A 16,052-nucleotide genomic window follows, 5' to 3' on the forward strand; every position below is an offset into this window, starting at 1 on the left:
GGCCTACTTTTGGCCGAATTAGTAACTGTCGGTGCCGCCCCGTACCGTGGTCGGCGACCAGACTGTGGGAGGCAGGATGGACCCGATTCGTGTTCCGCCCGAGATGTTCCGCTTCACCAGCGGCGACCGGGCCGAGCTGTACGTGTCGGTGCTGCATGCCTTCGGTGAGGCCAACGAACGGCTCGAGACGGCGCTGGGACTCGACGATGTCCGCGCGCGGCTGCGGTCGGTCGGCTGGCTCGACGCGTTGGAGGACGAGGATCTCGCCAGGGCACTCGACCAGCTCCGTGACTGGAACCTCGTCGACGTCATCCAGAATCACTCCGAGAACTACCGTACGGCGACCGAGTACGAGCGGCGTAACCTCCAGTATTCCCTTACGCGGCAAGGGGAAGCCGCGTTCGCCGGGGTGGTGCACGCGATGGGCGTGCTGGCCTCGACCGGTGCGTTGCAGACCGCGGTTCTCGACGCGATTTCCGACCGGCTCGGCGACCTCGTACGGGAGCTCGACGGAGGGTCGGATCGACGGGTCTTCAGCACGCTGACCGAGTTGGAGGGCCACCTCGAAGCACTACGTGGGAATACCAAGCAGTTCAACGGCGAGCTCCAGCGGCTGCTGCGCGCGGACGGCGCGAATCTGGCCACCTTCCACGAGGTCAAGGCCTCGACGGTCACGTATCTCCAGGAGTTCCTGACCAACCTCGAACATCGCACCCACGGAATCGCCGTCCGGATCCGGCAGGTCGAAGAGTACGGGGTCGGGCTGATGCACCAACGCGCGCTGCTCGGCGCCGATCTCCCCCAGCTGTCCGGTGTCGATCCTGGTCCGGAGTGGCTGGGGCATCGCCGGGCTCGCTGGGAAGGGCTCCGTGCCTGGTTTCTGCCAACGGACGGGTCGCCACCGCGCGCCGAGCAGCTGCATCTCGTGGCGCGGCGGGCGATCATCACCCTGCTCCAGGTGCTCGACCGGATCACCGAATCCCGTCGGCGGGCCAGCAGCGCGGTCGCGGATTTCCGGGGACTGGCACAGTGGTTCACCGTCGTGCCGGCCCAGGACGATCTGCATCGGTTGTGGTCGACCATGTTCGGGCTGAGTTCGGCGCGGCACGCGCATCTCGCCCATCCCGATCCCGAACTGGTCAGTTCGACGTCGTCGTGGCAGGACGCACCGCCGGTCGAAGTGTCGCCTTTGCTGCGGACAGCCGGAAAAACCGAGCGATTCGCCCGGACCGGCCGAGTTCGCGACGTCGCCGCGGTCCGCGCGGCCAGGGCCGAGCAGGCCCGCGCCGAGCGGGCGGAGCTCGAAGCCGCTTGGGACATGCTCGACACCGGTGGCGCGGTCCGGCTGTCCGCGTTCGCCCGGCTCGATCACGCCGTCTTCGAGCGGTTGCTCGATCTGCTGGGCAGGGCGCTCGGCACCGCACCTAACCGCGGTGGTGCGCGGCGGAGTACGACGTCCGACGGGCGGATCGAGATCCTGTTGTGGCCGCCCCAAGACGGCGCGGTCGCCCGGCTGACCACGCCGCGTGGACGGTTCCACGGCCCTGACTACGAAATCGAGATCAGGGCCGATGGCGGGCGGCAAGTGCCGCGGGCGAGCGGAGGTCGAGCATGAGCTACCTCGCCAACCAGCTGGTGATCGCCGAGAAGGAAGAGGTCGCCCGCGGCATCCGGCAGTTGCTCGCCACACCGTTGATCACGGAGCGGAGCCAGCCGGAGTCGTTCGACCTGGTCCGCCGCCGTCGCGAACCGATCCGGCAGTGGTTCGACTACTACTGCGGCTGGACGTTGACCGTCGAACCACGTCTCGGCTACGCCCGGCTGGTCAAGGTCCGCGTCGCCACCGATCCCAGCCGTCCCGCCCGACGGCTTCGCTCGGGCAGGGCACCGTTCGACCGACGCCGGTACGTCCTGCTGTGTGTGATCGCGGCCGAACTGCTCGCGACGCCGGTGACCACCATCGGCCTGCTGGCAAAGCGGGTCAGCCTGGCCACCGGCGCCGATGAGGTCGTCGCGGCCTTCGACACGGCGAGCCGCGGTGAACGGATGGCGTTCGTCGATGTCCTTCGGCTGCTGGAGTCCTACGGCGTGCTTGAGGTCGTCGACGGCACGACCGAGGCGTTCGTGGAATCGGCGGACGCCAAGGTGCTGTACCAGATCGACGCGACCCTGCTGCTGCGTCTCCTCGCCGCCCCGGTCGGCCCGTCGCGCCTGGCGGTGCCGGTCGACGAAGTGGCTCTGCGGTTCGAAGAACTCGTCGCCGCGGTCTCCCGGGAGCGTCGTTACGGCCTCGCCGCGGGTCTGCACGACGACTCGGCGAAAAGCTCCGAGGTCCAGCGGAATCTGTGGCTAAGGCACTCTGTGTTCCGGCGCCTTGTCGACGATCCGGTGCTCTACTTCGATGACCTTTCCACCGACGAGCGCGCCTATCTCGCTTCCCCCACTGGCCGACAACTGCTTCGCCGCGCCGCCGAACAAGGTGGTTTCGCGCTGGAAGAGCGGGCGGAGGGCGTACTTTTCGTCGATGTCGACGGCATCGCGACCGACACCCGGTTCCCCGACGACGCGAGCAACGCCAAGGTCGCCGCCCTGCTGTTGCTCGATTCGTTGACCGGGCCGATGACGATCGAACAGCTGCGGGCAGCGGCGGCGGAGTTGCTCGAACGCTTTCCCCGCTGGGCCAAGAGCTACCGCGGCGAGGACGGTGTCCGTCAGCTGACCGCCGACGCGCTGGCAGTGCTGACCGCGTTCGGTCTGGCGCAGCTGAACTCCGGCCTTGTTCGTCCTCTCCCAGCCGCCGCGCGCTACGCCGTGCGTGGCACCAGGACCTCCGACGCCGAGGAGAATCCGGCATGACAGTGACCGAACTTCCTCGCGCCACGCACGACGACGAGACGGGCGCATCGGCGCCTCGTTGGGTGCCCACTCGCGCCGGAATTCTCAATGTGTGGCGCTACTACGACGAAGTCTTCGAATTCCACGAAGGGCGCCTGCTGCTCCGAGGCCCCAACGGAAGTGGCAAATCGAAAGCACTCGAACTGCTGTTGCCGTTCCTCTTCGACGCGAACCTGCGGGCGAACCGCCTGTCGACGTTCGGCACCGGGGAACGCACCATGCACTGGAACCTCATGGGTGAAGGCGCTTCCGGCACGACACGCGTCGGCTACGTCTGGCTGGAGTTCCGGTTTCCCGGACGCTGGTTCAGCTGCGGGGCACGGCTGCAGGCGAGTTCGCACACCACGACCGTGCATCCGGACTACTTCACGACCGAACAGCGCATCGGCACGCCCGAGGGGCTCAGTCTGGTCAACGACGCCGGGCAGCCGCTGACGAAGAAGGCACTGGAGGAACGGCTCGGCTCACACGGGACAGTGCATGCGAGCGCGAGCGACTACCGCGCGGAGATCCGGTCGACGCTCTTCCCCACCTTGACCGAGCAACGGTTCGACGCCCTGATCACCGCGTTGCTCCAGCTTCGTACTCCCAAGCTGTCGCAGCGGCTCGACCCCGCGTTGTTGTCGACGCTGCTCTCACGCGCGCTTCCTCCTTTGGGGCAGCAGGAAATATCCGAACTCGCCGAGGGCTTCGAACGGCTGGACAAGCAACGCGAACGGCTCGCCACGCTGGAAGCAGAGGTCACCGCGACGCGGACGTTGGCCACGCGGCAACGAACCTACGCGCAGCGAGTACTGCGAGCCGGTGCCGCGTCGGTGATCTCGGCGACCAGCGAGCTGGAGAAACTGGCCAAGGCCGCGCGACAGTCCGCCGAGCAGTACGAAACCGTTGCCCAGCAAAAGGAAGACGCCGAGCACCGCATCGAGACACTGGCTTCGGAAATCGGCACGGCCGAGGCCCGGAAGGCCGGTCTGACCGAAAGCGAGGCCTACAAACAAGGTCAGGAGCTGGATCGGCTGCGTCAGCGCACAGCCGAAGCGCGAACGCAGGCCGGGAAGATCCGGGATGACGCGGGCAAGAAGCGGGCCTTCGCCGATCGTGACGAGCAGGCTCGACAGGACGCCGAACGCACCGCGCGCCGGCAAGCCGAGATCGTCCAGACGCAGGAGATCGAGACGCGTCAGGCTGCCGCCCGCGCCGGTCTGACGAGCGTGCACGGCGAAATCACGGCACAGCTTGACACCGCGGCGGAATCCGCGCGGCCGTTGCTACGCGCGGCAGTGCGTAGCAAGGAGGAGCAGCTGCGCGTGGTCGGTCAGGCCCTCGACAGCCACGAGCGCGCGATCGAGCGGCGCCAGGAAGCGGAGGAGGACCTCGATGGCGCGAGGTCGGTGTACTCCACGGCGCAGGACCAGCTCGACACCGCGGCACGCGACCGGGACACGGCGTTGCACGACCTGAGCGTCCGGCTGATGGAGTGGGCCGAGGCCTGCGCTGAGCTGGTGTTCCCCGAACCCAGGGCCCTGCTCGACCACCTCGAATCCGAGACCGCGCTGCTCACCGCGGTGGACGCGGTCGCCTCGCCGTTCCTGGACGAGATCACCCGCCGGGAAACGACCCGGACGACGGCACTGGCCACGAGTCGCGAACAGCGGGATCAGCTCGCCGCCGAGGTGGCCCGGCTGCGCACCGAGGAGGATCTCCCGCCTGCCGCACCACCGACCCGGACGGCTGACCGGGAAGCGATGACGGGCGCACCGTTGTGGCGTTTGGTCGACTTCGCGGCGACAACGCCCGAGAGCGCGTACGCGGGGATCGAAGCCGCACTCGAAGCCTCCGGTCTGCTCGACGCCTGGGTCGGGCCACTCGGCGACATCCCGGGCCACGACATCTTCGCCGAACCCGAGGCGCTGGCCTCGGTGGCCGGTCGTTCGCTCGCCGACGTCCTCGTGCCCGAAGCTGGCGCGGAAACGCCGGCGCCGGTCGTGCGCAGACTGTTGGAAGCGGTGGCCTTCGACGAAAGGTTGCCGTCCGAGGGTGCGGCGGCCATCGGTGCCGACGGCACGTGGCGTCTCGGCAATCTCCTCGGGAGCTGGCAGAAGGATCATCCGGCCTACATCGGCGCGCTCGCGCGTCACCGCGCCCGGGAACGCCGTATCCACGAACTGCGGGCCCAGATTTCCGAGCACGAGGTGGACGTCGCCCGGCTCGAAACCGAACTCGCCGCCCTCGCCACCCGTCGGCAAGTGATCAAGAACGAGCGGGCGGCCAGGCCCGGCTACGCGGCACTCGACGCGGCCACACAGCAGCTGACCAGGGCGGAACTCGAACTGGCAACGGCCGACCGGATCGTGCGTCAGCGCGCCGAAACCGTGTCGGCGCGGGAAAAGGACGTGGCACGGACACTGCACGCCCTGATCGGTTTAGCGGCCGAACACGGTGTGCCCACCGAGCGGGCTGCCTTGTCGACACTGTCGACGTCGGTCGGAGCCTTCTCCAACCAGGCCGAGAATTGGCTGGAGCAGCACGACAAACTACTGACGGTCCGGCAAACGCTGGCTTCGTTGACAGCTCAGGCAGAGCGGTCGGTGGACCACGCGGCACAACGCGAGGAAGAAGCACAGGAAGCCGAAGAAGAGCACCAGAAACTGGTCGCCATGCTCGAAGCGATCGACAGCACGTTCGGCGTGGACTACCGGGAAGTTCTCGTCGAAATCGAAGGACTCCGCACCAAGCTCACGGAACTCGACGACGAGCGAAAACGAACCACGAACAAGGTGACCGAACTCGCGACGCAACTCGGCAGGCTGGAAACTCAGCGGGCTAACGACGCGAAGGTGCACGAAGAGGCGTCGGTCCAACGGGACACCGCCGCCCAGCGGTTCCGCCGCCTGGCTGCGGGGACTTTCCCTGCAGACAGTGGAATCGACGACCTCGCGAAGTTCGAGGCCATGCTCGGTTCTGGCGACGGTGTACGCGCCGCCCTGGACGCGGCGCGGCTGGTCGCGGCGGCTTGGCCGTCGATACCCCACACCACGAGCAACATCGGGGACGCGCTGCACCGGCTGTCCGAGTCCGTGCACACCTGCCGCGACGCGCTCAGTTCCCGTGCCGACCTCGACCTCGAAACCGACGAGGATGTCCAGGTCTTCACCGCGGTGGTGGACGGTCTCCGGGTCGGCGCCGCGGAACTGCTGCGTATCCTCCGCACCGAAGCCGATCAAAGCCGCGACGAGATCACCGAGCGGGAACGGGAGCTGTTCGATCAGACACTGACCGGGGACACCCGCCGGCATCTCGCCGCGCGGATCCGCCAGGCCAACGAGCTGGTCGACGGCATGAACTCGCGGCTGGAGCGGGTCCGCACCGCCTCGAAGGTCGCCGTGCGACTGGTCTGGCAGGTCGCGCCCGACCTGCCGCCGGGCACGAAGGCCGCACGGGATCTGCTGCTCAAGGACCCGGTACGGCTCACCGACGCCGATCGCGAGTCCCTGCACCGGTTCTTCCGTGACCGGATCGAGCAGGCCAAAGCCGACGACACCGCGACGAGCTGGGAACAACAACTCGCCCAGGTCTTCGACTACACGGCGTGGCACCGTTTCGTGGTCAAGGTCGACCGGGCGAACGGCGACGGCTGGCAGTTGCTGACCCGCAAGCTGCACGGCGCGCTCTCCGGCGGTGAGAAGGCCATCGCGCTGCACCTACCACTCTTCGCCGCGGTCGCGGCCCACTACCAGGCCGCACCGGAAGCGCCCCGGATCATCCTGCTCGACGAGGTGTTCGTCGGCGTGGACAGCACGAACCGAGGGCAGGTGTTCGCCTTGCTCTCCGCGCTCGACCTCGACCTGATGCTCACCTCCGACCACGAGTGGTGCGTCTACTCGGAGCTGAGCGGGATCGGCATCCACCAGCTCATCACCGGCGGCGACGGCGACGACGCCGTGACCACGGCCCGTTTCACCTGGGACGGCCACGATCTCCTGCCCGCCGAACCGGATTGAGGTGTGAGCACAGCGCACACCACCGGGTCACGACTGCTCGAAGAAGTCTTCGTCCACTCGTTTGAGCACGAACGTGCTTTCGTCCTGCACTCCCACGTTGTGCAGGATCATCAGCTCGGCCAGCCTGCGCCCGTCGATCAGCACGATCCGGTTGGGAATGCGCTCGACATACGATCGCGCCTCCGTACTGAACCGGCTCGTCGTGATGAAGACACCCCGATCCGCCTGCTGACCGTGCAGCGCGCCGACAAAAGCCTGGATGTCCGGGCGCCCAACCGCGTGTTCGGGCGCGTATCGCTTGGCCTATACATAAACGCGATCAAGCCCGAGCACATCCTGCCGGACCACTCCGTCGATGCCGCCGTCACCAGAACCACCCCAGTGCTCCGCGGCGCCGGCACGTCCGCCGTATCCCATCGCGGTGAGCAGCGTCAGCACCAGACGTTCCAGGAATACCGGCTCCTGGCCGAAGACCCGCTCGAGCACCTCCGAAGCCAGAGCCGCATTGCTCTCCCGCACTGCCTTTTCGATGGCCTCCGGCGGCGTGCCGACCGGGTCGTCCAGCTCGGCCGCGTCATCCTCGGCATCCCTGCCCGCCGCCCGCGTGCGAGTCCGGAAATCCCGGTACTCCTCGAACCTGCCGAGCAGCTTGATGTCGACCCGGTCGGGATGCTCGGCGAGTACCTCCCGGCCACGCGCGGTGATAACCACATGCCCACGTTTCGGACGCGCCAGGAGTCCCGCCTGAAACAGGTGAGTAATCGACCACTGAACTCGACTGTCGAACCGCGTTTGACCGCTGGGAAGCTGGTCGTCGTGATCCTCGTCCGTCAGTCCGAGTTCTCGCGCAACCGGTTCCCGAACCTCCCGCCAATGGCGTGTTTGACCATCCGACAGTGCATTCAGCACGGGAACCCAGAACGCCTGGAACTCCGGGACAGCCATCTACACCTCACCTATTGCTTTCGACAAGGACTCGTTCACATCCTCGCATGGCTACGGAAGACCGACGCGGTTCAGTTCTTCGCGGAGTGCGCGTTTGGGCTTATGGGCGGCGCGCAAGTCGGTCATATGAGCTTTGAACTCCGCGGTCTGGCCACAGCGTTTGAACAACTCGCGGGCCTCGACGAGGAGTTGAGCCGCGCGCTGGTAGTGATCACGGCCCATCAGCCTGATCGCCTGGTCGACGGCGGCCAGCAGGACCGGGATGGCGTCGCCGGGCCGGGTCTTGGCGCGTTCGCGGGCGAGTCGCAGCCACAGGTCGTCCCGGCAGCCGCCGGACGTGGCGGCCTTCCACGCGGCGGGGACGTCGCCTTCCCACAGCAGGACCTCGACCAGGACCGAATGCCCGGCCGAGCCGTGGGGCATGGGGGCGAACCACTCGGTCGACACCGGGCGGGCGCGGAGTTTCTCCACCGCCCGTTTACGCCAGGCGGCGAACTTGCCGCCCGCGGCTCGGTGCAGTTCCTGGTAGTTCGTGAGACTGGGCCAACTGGCGAAGTTCTTCCACAGCAGTTCGCACGCCTCGGCGCGCCGTCCGGCGAGGAGATGGCAGGACGCCGCCATCGAGCGCAGGCGGGGATCCGGCGGGTATTGCTTCATACCGCGCTGGAGCCAGTCGAGAGCTTCGTCGTCGCGGCCCTCCTGGCGTAGACGTTCCGCGAGGCGGAGGACGTCACCGGCGCTGGAAGCGGTCCGGGCCAGCAGCTCGATCAGGGCGTCGGCGCCGCCTTCGCACTCGGCGAGCCGTTCCAGCAGGTTCCTCGCCGTGTAGGGGTTGTCCGCCAACTCGGCTTCGACCAGTTCCCGGTAGCGGGCCATGCCGTTCGGGCCCAGCACCGGCGCGTAGTCCGGCAAAGCCGTGTGGAACACCGCGTACGGGCTGGTGAGCGCGCGTTCCGCCAGCCGCTCGGCCAAAGGCACCTGGTCGGGCCGCGCCGCCGAGCAGGCGTCGAAATGGATTTCCTCGACACGGGCGAAGGCGTCCATCAGGCCACCGTCGGAGTCGTCGATCCGTTCGCCGGCGTCCTCCAGCAGTTCGAGGGTGTATTCGGCGAGGTCGATCGCGTCGTTCGCGAAACCCTTGCCTGCCAGTTCGGCGACGCCGCCGATCGCGTCGTGAACATGCTGGAAGTACGAATACGCCTGGCCGTAGTCGACGTAGTCGCGGACGTCGATCGCCTGTTCAAGACGCTGGCGCAGGGCACGATCGTCATAGGCGTCCTGCGCGTCGGCTCCCGCCGCGACTTCGAGCCGCGCACGGACGAGCGGATCGGCCCCGGCGATTTCCAGCAACAACCCGGCCAGCCACGCGACGTCCTGCGAGCGCAGGAACTTCTTCAGCCGCGCGTCGCTCATCGGCTTCTTCTGGGCCGCGGCGGTGGGCTTGCCTCCGGCATCCAGCCACTTCAGGCTCGCCGCGACACAGTGCTTGCAGAACACCCCGTCGGCGCCGTAGGGACAGCTGCACGACCCACTGAGCCCGGACGCCGCGAGGCGCAGCCGCACCCGGTAGACACCGGTGCCGTCGACGGTCGCCGTGGCGGTGGCCCCGTCGATCACCAGCTTGCGCACCTGACCGGACGCGAAGTAGGCCTTGCCCCGCGCGAAAGAACGTGGATCGGCCGTTCTGCGAATCGATTCTTCCTCAAGCACGATCGCCGCCATGGGCACCGATGGTGCCAAGGCCCGAAACGACCGTGCCGACCGGGATCAGCTCTGGGAGTCGATCATCCACGTTCCGTTCTGCTGGACGAGGTTGAGCGTGAGGTTTTCCCGCGTCGTGTTGCCGCTCTGGTAGGTGTAGGTGACCTGGAGCGACACGCTGGAGCCGCTTTCGGTGACGTTGGAGACGGCGACTGCCTTCCAGCCATTCCACCACTGTGAGTAACCGGCGAACGACGGCGATCGTGCGGCCTTGAACTTCGGGGTCAGCCGCGCGTAAGCCGCGTCGAGGTTCCCGGGCAGGAGGCCGTAGTAGGACTCGACCGCCTTGGCCGGGGTCTCCGCGGGCGGCGGGGTCGACGAGGAGGACGGCGTCGACGGAGGGGTGGACGACGGCGTGGTCGAGGGCGGCGGCGAGGTCTCCGACGGCGACGAGACCGCGCTGGTCGACGGCGTGTTGGAGGGTGAGGCGGCGTTCTGCTGCGTCTGGTCGTGACGCGTCAGGAGGATCACGGTGATGACGGCGGCACACAGCAACAGCGCGCCGAGGCCGACGAAGATCAGGCCGCGTCTGTTCCGTGACGGGGCGGGCGCGGCAGCTGGGGCCGACCCAACAGCGGGCTCGGCGGAGGCGGGAGCGGCCGCGGGCAACGTCGCCGCGGGCACTGCGACCAGCGACTTCAGCTCGCGTTCGACGTCGCTCATCGACGGCCGCTCGGCGGGGTCGGTCGCGAGCATGCGGACCAGCAGCGGGGTGAGCCGCTCCGCCTTGGTGGGCGGCACGATGTCGCCGCTGGACGCGCGATAGAGCAGCGCGATCTGGTTGTCCGACTCGCCGTAGGGCGGGTTGCCCTCGACGGCGGCGTAGAGCGTGGCGCCGAAGGAGAAGACGTCGGAGGCGGAGCTCGCGTCCTCGCCCCGCGCGACCTCGGGCGAGAGGAACGCGGGCGTGCCGAGGATGTCCCCGGTGGCGGTGAGTTTGACGTCGCCGACGGCGCGGGAGATGCCGAAGTCGCTGATCTTCGCGGTGCCGTCCGAGCCGACCAGGATGTTGCCCGGCTTGACGTCGCGGTGCACGATCCCGACCCGGTGCGCCGCGGCCAGCGCCGAGCTGACCTGCGCGCCGAGGTGCACGACCTCGTCGACGGTCAGCGGCCCCTCCTCGAGCTTCTGCGCGAGGCTGGTCGAGGTCAGGTGCTCCATGATCAGCCAGGGCCGATCTTCCTCTTCGAGGACCGCGAACACGGCGATGGCGTGCGGATGCGTCAGGCGCGCGGCGATCCGCGCCTCCCGCATGGCCCGCTGCTTCGCCTCGTCGGTGCGCTTCTCGTCGTGGTCGTCCGGGAGCACCAGCTCCTTGATCGCGACCGTCCGGCCGAGTGTCTCGTCCTTCGCGCGCCAGACGGTGCCCATGGCTCCGCCACCGATCGGTTCGAGCAACCGGTACCGATCACCGATCCGGCGAGCTTCCACGAACATCCCCCATCCTGGGCAAAGATCGAGCGCGACTGATCCAGCATGCCAGGACACGGACGGCGACGACGCGTGTGACGGACCGCGAGGTCCCGCGACGGGCGCCGCCTTGCGAGCTGACTGATCTGCCAGTCAGTCGGTGATCGCAAGCCGGGCAACTACCAGCAACGTCGCAGCTCACCGGTGTCGAGCTGGCCAATTTCTTGCGATTATCGCAACACGAGGTTACCGTCTTCCGGCATGGGCGAGACGGACGAGTTGCGGGCGAGGGTTCGTGAACTGGTCCGGTCCATGCCGGGAGCCCAGCGGGAGTTCGCCGCCGCGATCGGGCTCGACGAGACGAAGCTCTCGAAGGCGCTGACCGGCACCCGCCGGTTCTCACCGCACGAACTGGTCCGCGTCGCCGAGTACTGCGGCGTCACGGTCAACTGGCTGCTCAACGGCAGCGACGACGCGAAGACCGTCACCGCGGTCCCCTCGCCCGCCGCCGGTTCCGCGAGCGACCCCGAGCACCTCACCCGGTCCGAGCCGCGCCGCCGCATCCTCGAGACGGCCTGGCAGCTGATCGCCGAACGCGGCTACCACCGCGTCCGGATCGCCGACATCGCCAAGGCCTGCGGCACCAGCGCGGCCACCATCCACTACCACTTCCCCAGCAAGACCGAGGTCCTCAACGAGGCGCTGCGGCGCAACGTCAAGCTCGCCTTCGACCGCCAGGTCGCCGAGCTGCACACCATCGACGACGCCCGCGAGCGGCTCGTGCGGCTCGTCGAGCTCCAGCTACCGACCGACGGTGTCCTGCGCGCCGAGTGGTCGGTGTGGCTGCAGGTGTGGAACGAGGTCTCGCTCGACCCCGCGCTCAGTTCCCTCTACACCGATTCCTACGACCGCTGGCTCCGGACGATCGCCATGACCATCCGGACCGGCCAGGAGCAGGGCGTGTTCCGCGATGTCGACCCGGACGACGCGACGACCCGGCTCACCGCCCTGATCGACGGCCTCGGCATCCAGGTGCTGACCGGACGCCCCGGCAGCTCCGTGGAGACCATGCGCCGCCATCTCACCGACTTCATCGCCGCCACAATCGTGAGCTAGGAGCCTGCCCGTGAACCACGAGGTGATCGTCACCTGCGCACTGACCGGCGCCGGGGACACCGTCGGCCGGAGCCCGCACGTCCCGGTCACGCCCGCGCAGATCGCCGCCGACGCCGTCGAGGCCGCCAACGCCGGCGCCGCGGTGGTGCACATCCACGTCCGCGAGATCGACACCGGCGCCCCCTCCCGCGACGTCGCCCTGTACCGGGAAGCGGTCCGGCTGATCAAAGAGTCCGATGTGGACGTCGTGGTCAACCTGACCGCGGGCATGGGCGGCGACCTGGTAATCGACCAGGAAGACCCGCTCAAGCCGGTCGACGGCACCGATCTGGTCAACGCCATGGATCGGCTCCCGCACGTCGAAGAGCTGCTGCCGGACATCTGCACGCTCGACTGCGGATCCCTCAACTTCGGCGAGGGCAGCCAGCTGTACGTGTCCACTCCGGACATGCTCCGCACCGGAGCGAAACGCATCCAGGAACTCGGTGTGAAGCCGGAACTGGAGATCTTCGACACCGGGCACCTGTGGTTCGCGTCCAAAATGGTCGAAGAGGGCCTGATCGACGCGCCGCCGCTGTTCCAGCTGTGCATGGGAATTCCCTACGGTGCCCCAGCCGATCCCGGTCTGTTGCAGGCGATGGTGCGGTTGTTGCCGAGCGGCGCGCAGTGGGCGTCGTTCGCGATCGGACGCGACCAGATGCCGTGGGTGGCGCAGTCGGTGCTGCTCGGCGGGCACGTCCGCGTCGGGCTGGAGGACAACCTCTACCTCGCCAAGGGCGTCAAGGCGACCAACGGTCAGCTCGTCGAACGCGCCGTCGGGATCGTCCAGGACCTCGGCGCGAACATCGCGAGCCCTTCGCGGGCAAGGGAAATCCTCGGACTCAAGGAGCGTGCCCGTGTCTGACCACTCCACAGTATCCACAGTGGACACCGTGGCGTGTGTCGGCGCCGGGGTCATCGGCGGTGGCTGGGTCGCGCACTTCCTCGCGCGGGGATTTCGGGTCCGCGCCTGGGATCCGGCGCCGGACGCCGCGGCCAAGCTCACCCGGCTGGTCGACGCCGCCTGGCCCGCGCTCACCGAACTGGGCCTCGCCGACGGCGCGAGCAAGGACAATCTCACGGTGACGCCGACCCTCGCGGAAGCGGTCGAGGGCGCGGGTTTCGTCCAGGAGAGCGCGCCGGAAGATCTTGCGCTCAAACAGAAACTCCTCACCGACATCGACGCCGTGACCCCGGCCGGAGTCGTCATCGCGTCCTCGACCTCGGGCTACGGCATGTCCGAGATGCAGATCTCCGCCACGACTCCGGAGCGCCTGGCGGTCGGGCACCCGTTCAACCCGCCCTACCTGATCCCGCTGGTCGAGGTTGTCGGCGGCACGCTCACCGCGCCATGGGCCGTGGAGTGGGCGGCCGATTTCTACCGCCACGTCGGGAAAACCGTGATCACCATGGACCGCGAGGTGCCGGGGTTCATCGCCAACCGCCTCCAGGAGGCGCTGTGGCGGGAGGCGCTGCACATGGTCGCGAACGGTGAGGCGACGGTCGAGCAGATCGACACCGCGATCACCGACGGCCCCGGACTGCGCTGGCCCGCGCAGGGCCCGTGCCTCACCTTCCACCTCGCCGGCGGCGAGGGCGGGATGGCCCACATGCTCGATCACTTCGGCCCGTCGCTCAAATCGCCGTGGACCCGGCTCGACGCGCCCGAGCTGACCCCGGAGCTGCGTGACGCCATGGTCGAGGGCTGCCTTGACGAGGCGGACGGCCGGTCGATCGCCGATCTCGTCGCCGAACGCGACCGCGCGATCATCGCCGTCCAGCGCGCGGTCCGGGAGAGTCGCGATGGCTGAACTGTCCTATCGCGACACTGTCCGTCCGGAGTGGATCGACTACAACGGACATCTGTCCGAGGCGTTCTACGTGCTGGTGTTCGGCGACGCGACCACGAACCTGATGGACGTCGTCGGCCTCGACGCGCGGTACCGCGACGAGACCGGTGCCTCGCTGTACACCGTGGAAGCACACATCCGCTATCTCAGGGAGGTCGGCCCCGAGTCCACATTGGACGTGACAACCGTCGTGCTGGACCTCGGTGCCCGCAAGGCGCGGATCTGTCACGAGATGCGGGTCGGCGGCGAACTCGTCGCCACCGAAGAGATCCTCGCCGTGCACGTCGCCGAGGGCGGGGCCGCGCCGTTCCCCGGCCCGATCGCCGAGCAGCTCAGGAACTACCGCACCAGGAAGGTCCCGGACTACGCGGGGCGTGCCATCGCCTGATCCCGAACCCCGAACCCCGCCCCGCCACCCGGAAGTCCCCACCATGGAAGAGCGATGTAGGCCGAATTCCCTGTCCCGGCGCCGGTTCCTGTCCGCGAGTCTCGCCGGCGCCGCCCTGCTGCTGGCCGGATGCGGCACCACCTTCGCCGCGCCGGCACCCACCGGGCCGCCCCGGCGCGGCGGCACCCTCCGCGTCGGCGTCACCGGCGGTGGCGCGGCCGACACCCTCGATCCGCACAGCCCGGCGACCAACCCGGACATCGCGCGGGTCATCAACCTGTACGAACCGCTGCTGATCCGCGACCACGACTACCGGCTCCAGCCGGTGATCGCCCAGTCCCTCACCGCGTCGGCGGACGGCCGGACGTGGACGGCGGTGCTGCGCGACGGCGTCCGTTTCCACGACGGCCGCCCGGTCACCCCGGCGGACGTCGTCGCGACGTTCAAACGGATCACCGACCCCAAGGCACCCAAGAGCGGCGCGACGTCGTTGTCGATGCTCGCCGAGGTGGTCCCGGCCGGTGACCGGGCCGTCGAATTCCGGCTCAGCGCCCCGAACGCGGGTTTCGACGACCTGCTCGGCCAGTACTCGCTCGGCATCGTTCCGGCGGATTTCGACCCGAAGAAGCCCATCGGCACCGGCCCGTTCAAGCTGTCCCAGTTCACGCCGGGCCTGCAAAGCACCTTCACCCGCAACGAGCACTACTGGCGGCCCGGTGAGCCCTATGTGGACGAACTGGTCCTGATCAACTTCACCGAGGACGACGCGCGGATCAACGCCCTGCTTTCGTCCCAGGTGGACGCGATCGACCAGGTACCGGTGGCGCTCGTGGACGTCCTGCGCAGCGATCCGCGTGTCCGCGTGCTCACCGCCGAGACCGGGAGCTGGCTGCCGTTCACCATGCGCGTGGACCGGCCGCCGTTCGACGACGTCCGGGTCCGGCAGGCGCTGCGGCTGGTGGTCGACCGGGAACAGCTGATCAACCAGGTCCTCAGTGGACAGGGCAAGCTCGGCAACGACCTGTACGCCCCGTTCGACCCGGCGTATGCGAGCGAACTCCCCCAGCGTAAACAGGATCTCGACGCGGCGAGAAAACTGCTCGCCGAGGCGGGGCATCCGAATCTGGACATCGAGCTCGTCACGGCGCCGATCCAGGCGGGCGCGGTCGAGGCCGCGCAGGTGTTCCAGCAGCAGGCGAAACAGGCCGGGGTGACCGTCCGGATCCGCAAGCTCGACACCACCACGTTCTACGGTGACAACTACCTGTCGTGGGACTTCGCGCAGGACTTCTGGTACACGCGCAACTATCTGCCCCAGGTCGCGAACGGCGCGCTGCCGAAGTCGCCGTACAACGAAACCCATTGGCACGACCCGGAATTCGCCGCGCTGATCGACCGGGCGAGCCGGACCATGGACACCGCGGAACGCACGAGCCTGCTCAAACAGGCGCAGAAGATCGAGTACGAACGCGGCGGGCTGATCGTGTGGGCCTTCGAGAACCGCGTCGACGCACACCAGTTCTACGTCGCCGGGATCGTCCCCGACCGGACCGGGATTTCCCTGGGTGGATACCAGTTTCGGCAGGCCTGGATCGGGAAGGAGGCGGCGTGAGCACACAATGGCGAAGCCCCAGCTCGCGCCGCCGA

The 16,052-nt window shown here is 68.3% G+C and carries 10 protein-coding genes and 1 pseudogene; 8 read left to right on the top strand and 3 right to left on the bottom strand.

Translation table 11 applies throughout. The features are described from left to right. Nucleotides 1-76 precede the first annotated feature (76 nt). From ABD987_RS17390 to ABD987_RS17400, 3 genes are read left to right on the top strand one after another with little or no spacing between them, the layout of a single operon-like run. A complete protein-coding gene (locus tag ABD987_RS17390; protein ID WP_345393899.1) occupies nucleotides 77-1,615 on the top strand; it encodes a TIGR02677 family protein in 1,539 nt (512 codons plus the stop codon). Further along, a complete protein-coding gene (locus ABD987_RS17395) occupies nucleotides 1,612-2,856 on the top strand; it encodes a TIGR02678 family protein (protein ID WP_345393902.1) in 1,245 nt (414 codons plus the stop codon). The genes ABD987_RS17390 and ABD987_RS17395 overlap by 4 nt, the downstream gene beginning before the upstream one ends. Beyond that, nucleotides 2,853-6,896: a TIGR02680 family protein gene (locus ABD987_RS17400; RefSeq protein WP_345393905.1), complete on the top strand. Its 4,044-nt coding sequence runs from the start codon at nucleotides 2,853-2,855 to the stop codon at nucleotides 6,894-6,896. The genes ABD987_RS17395 and ABD987_RS17400 overlap by 4 nt, the downstream gene beginning before the upstream one ends. A gap of 27 nt (nucleotides 6,897-6,923) precedes the next feature. On the opposite strand, the pseudogene ABD987_RS17405 reads toward ABD987_RS17400, so the two are convergent. From ABD987_RS17405 to ABD987_RS17415, 3 genes and pseudogenes are all read right to left on the bottom strand, one after another. Further along, nucleotides 6,924-7,841, bottom strand: a pseudogene (locus ABD987_RS17405) (restriction endonuclease). Between the two features lie 51 nt (nucleotides 7,842-7,892). Then, nucleotides 7,893-9,563 (bottom strand): SWIM zinc finger family protein, encoded by a 1,671-nt coding sequence (locus ABD987_RS17410; protein ID WP_345393908.1) that lies wholly within the window; start codon nucleotides 9,561-9,563, stop codon nucleotides 7,893-7,895. A 45-nt stretch (nucleotides 9,564-9,608) separates the two neighbouring features. Further along, complete coding sequence (locus tag ABD987_RS17415; protein WP_345393911.1) at nucleotides 9,609-11,039, bottom strand: serine/threonine-protein kinase; 1,431 nt, start codon at nucleotides 11,037-11,039, stop codon at nucleotides 9,609-9,611. Nucleotides 11,040-11,273: 234 nt separating this feature from the next. Between ABD987_RS17415 and ABD987_RS17420 the strand changes: the two genes are divergently transcribed. Genes ABD987_RS17420 through ABD987_RS17440 form a run of 5 tightly spaced genes read left to right on the top strand, consistent with a single transcriptional unit; the run spans nucleotide 11,274 to nucleotide 16,017 of the window. Continuing rightward, nucleotides 11,274-12,128, top strand: a complete 855-nt coding sequence (locus ABD987_RS17420; protein ID WP_345393914.1) for a TetR/AcrR family transcriptional regulator — start codon at nucleotides 11,274-11,276, stop codon at nucleotides 12,126-12,128. A 10-nt stretch (nucleotides 12,129-12,138) separates the two neighbouring features. Continuing rightward, nucleotides 12,139-13,032: a beta-keto acid cleavage family enzyme gene (locus ABD987_RS17425; protein WP_345393917.1), complete on the top strand. Its 894-nt coding sequence runs from the start codon at nucleotides 12,139-12,141 to the stop codon at nucleotides 13,030-13,032. Continuing rightward, complete coding sequence (locus ABD987_RS17430; protein ID WP_345393920.1) at nucleotides 13,025-13,978, top strand: 3-hydroxyacyl-CoA dehydrogenase NAD-binding domain-containing protein; 954 nt, start codon at nucleotides 13,025-13,027, stop codon at nucleotides 13,976-13,978. Before ABD987_RS17425 ends, ABD987_RS17430 begins: the two co-directional genes overlap by 8 nt. Next, entirely contained in the window at nucleotides 13,971-14,405 is a 435-nt protein-coding gene (locus ABD987_RS17435) for a thioesterase family protein (protein ID WP_345393923.1), read from the top strand. The genes ABD987_RS17430 and ABD987_RS17435 overlap by 8 nt, the downstream gene beginning before the upstream one ends. A 43-nt stretch (nucleotides 14,406-14,448) precedes the next feature. Further along, on the top strand, nucleotides 14,449-16,017 hold the full coding sequence (locus ABD987_RS17440) for an ABC transporter substrate-binding protein (protein WP_345393926.1): 1,569 nt from the start codon (nucleotides 14,449-14,451) through the stop codon (nucleotides 16,015-16,017). The last annotated feature ends 35 nt before the right edge of the window (nucleotides 16,018-16,052 follow it).

This window comes from Amycolatopsis samaneae, from assembly GCF_039541975.1.
In the GTDB taxonomy this organism is placed as follows: Bacteria; Actinomycetota; Actinomycetes; order Mycobacteriales; family Pseudonocardiaceae; genus Amycolatopsis; species Amycolatopsis samaneae.

Bases quoted from the DNA above. Each gene is read 5' to 3' on its own strand.
- ABD987_RS17390 (WP_345393899.1), top strand. From the start codon at position 77: ATGGACCCGATTCGTGTTCCGCCCGAGATGTTCCGCTTCACCAGCGGC.
- ABD987_RS17395 (WP_345393902.1), top strand. From the start codon at position 1,612: ATGAGCTACCTCGCCAACCAGCTGGTGATCGCCGAGAAGGAAGAGGTC.
- ABD987_RS17400 (WP_345393905.1), top strand. From the start codon at position 2,853: ATGACAGTGACCGAACTTCCTCGCGCCACGCACGACGACGAGACGGGC.
- ABD987_RS17410 (WP_345393908.1), bottom strand. From the start codon at position 9,563: ATGGCGGCGATCGTGCTTGAGGAAGAATCGATTCGCAGAACGGCCGAT.
- ABD987_RS17415 (WP_345393911.1), bottom strand. From the start codon at position 11,039: ATGTTCGTGGAAGCTCGCCGGATCGGTGATCGGTACCGGTTGCTCGAA.
- ABD987_RS17420 (WP_345393914.1), top strand. From the start codon at position 11,274: ATGGGCGAGACGGACGAGTTGCGGGCGAGGGTTCGTGAACTGGTCCGG.
- ABD987_RS17435 (WP_345393923.1), top strand. From the start codon at position 13,971: ATGGCTGAACTGTCCTATCGCGACACTGTCCGTCCGGAGTGGATCGAC.
- ABD987_RS17440 (WP_345393926.1), top strand. From the start codon at position 14,449: ATGGAAGAGCGATGTAGGCCGAATTCCCTGTCCCGGCGCCGGTTCCTG.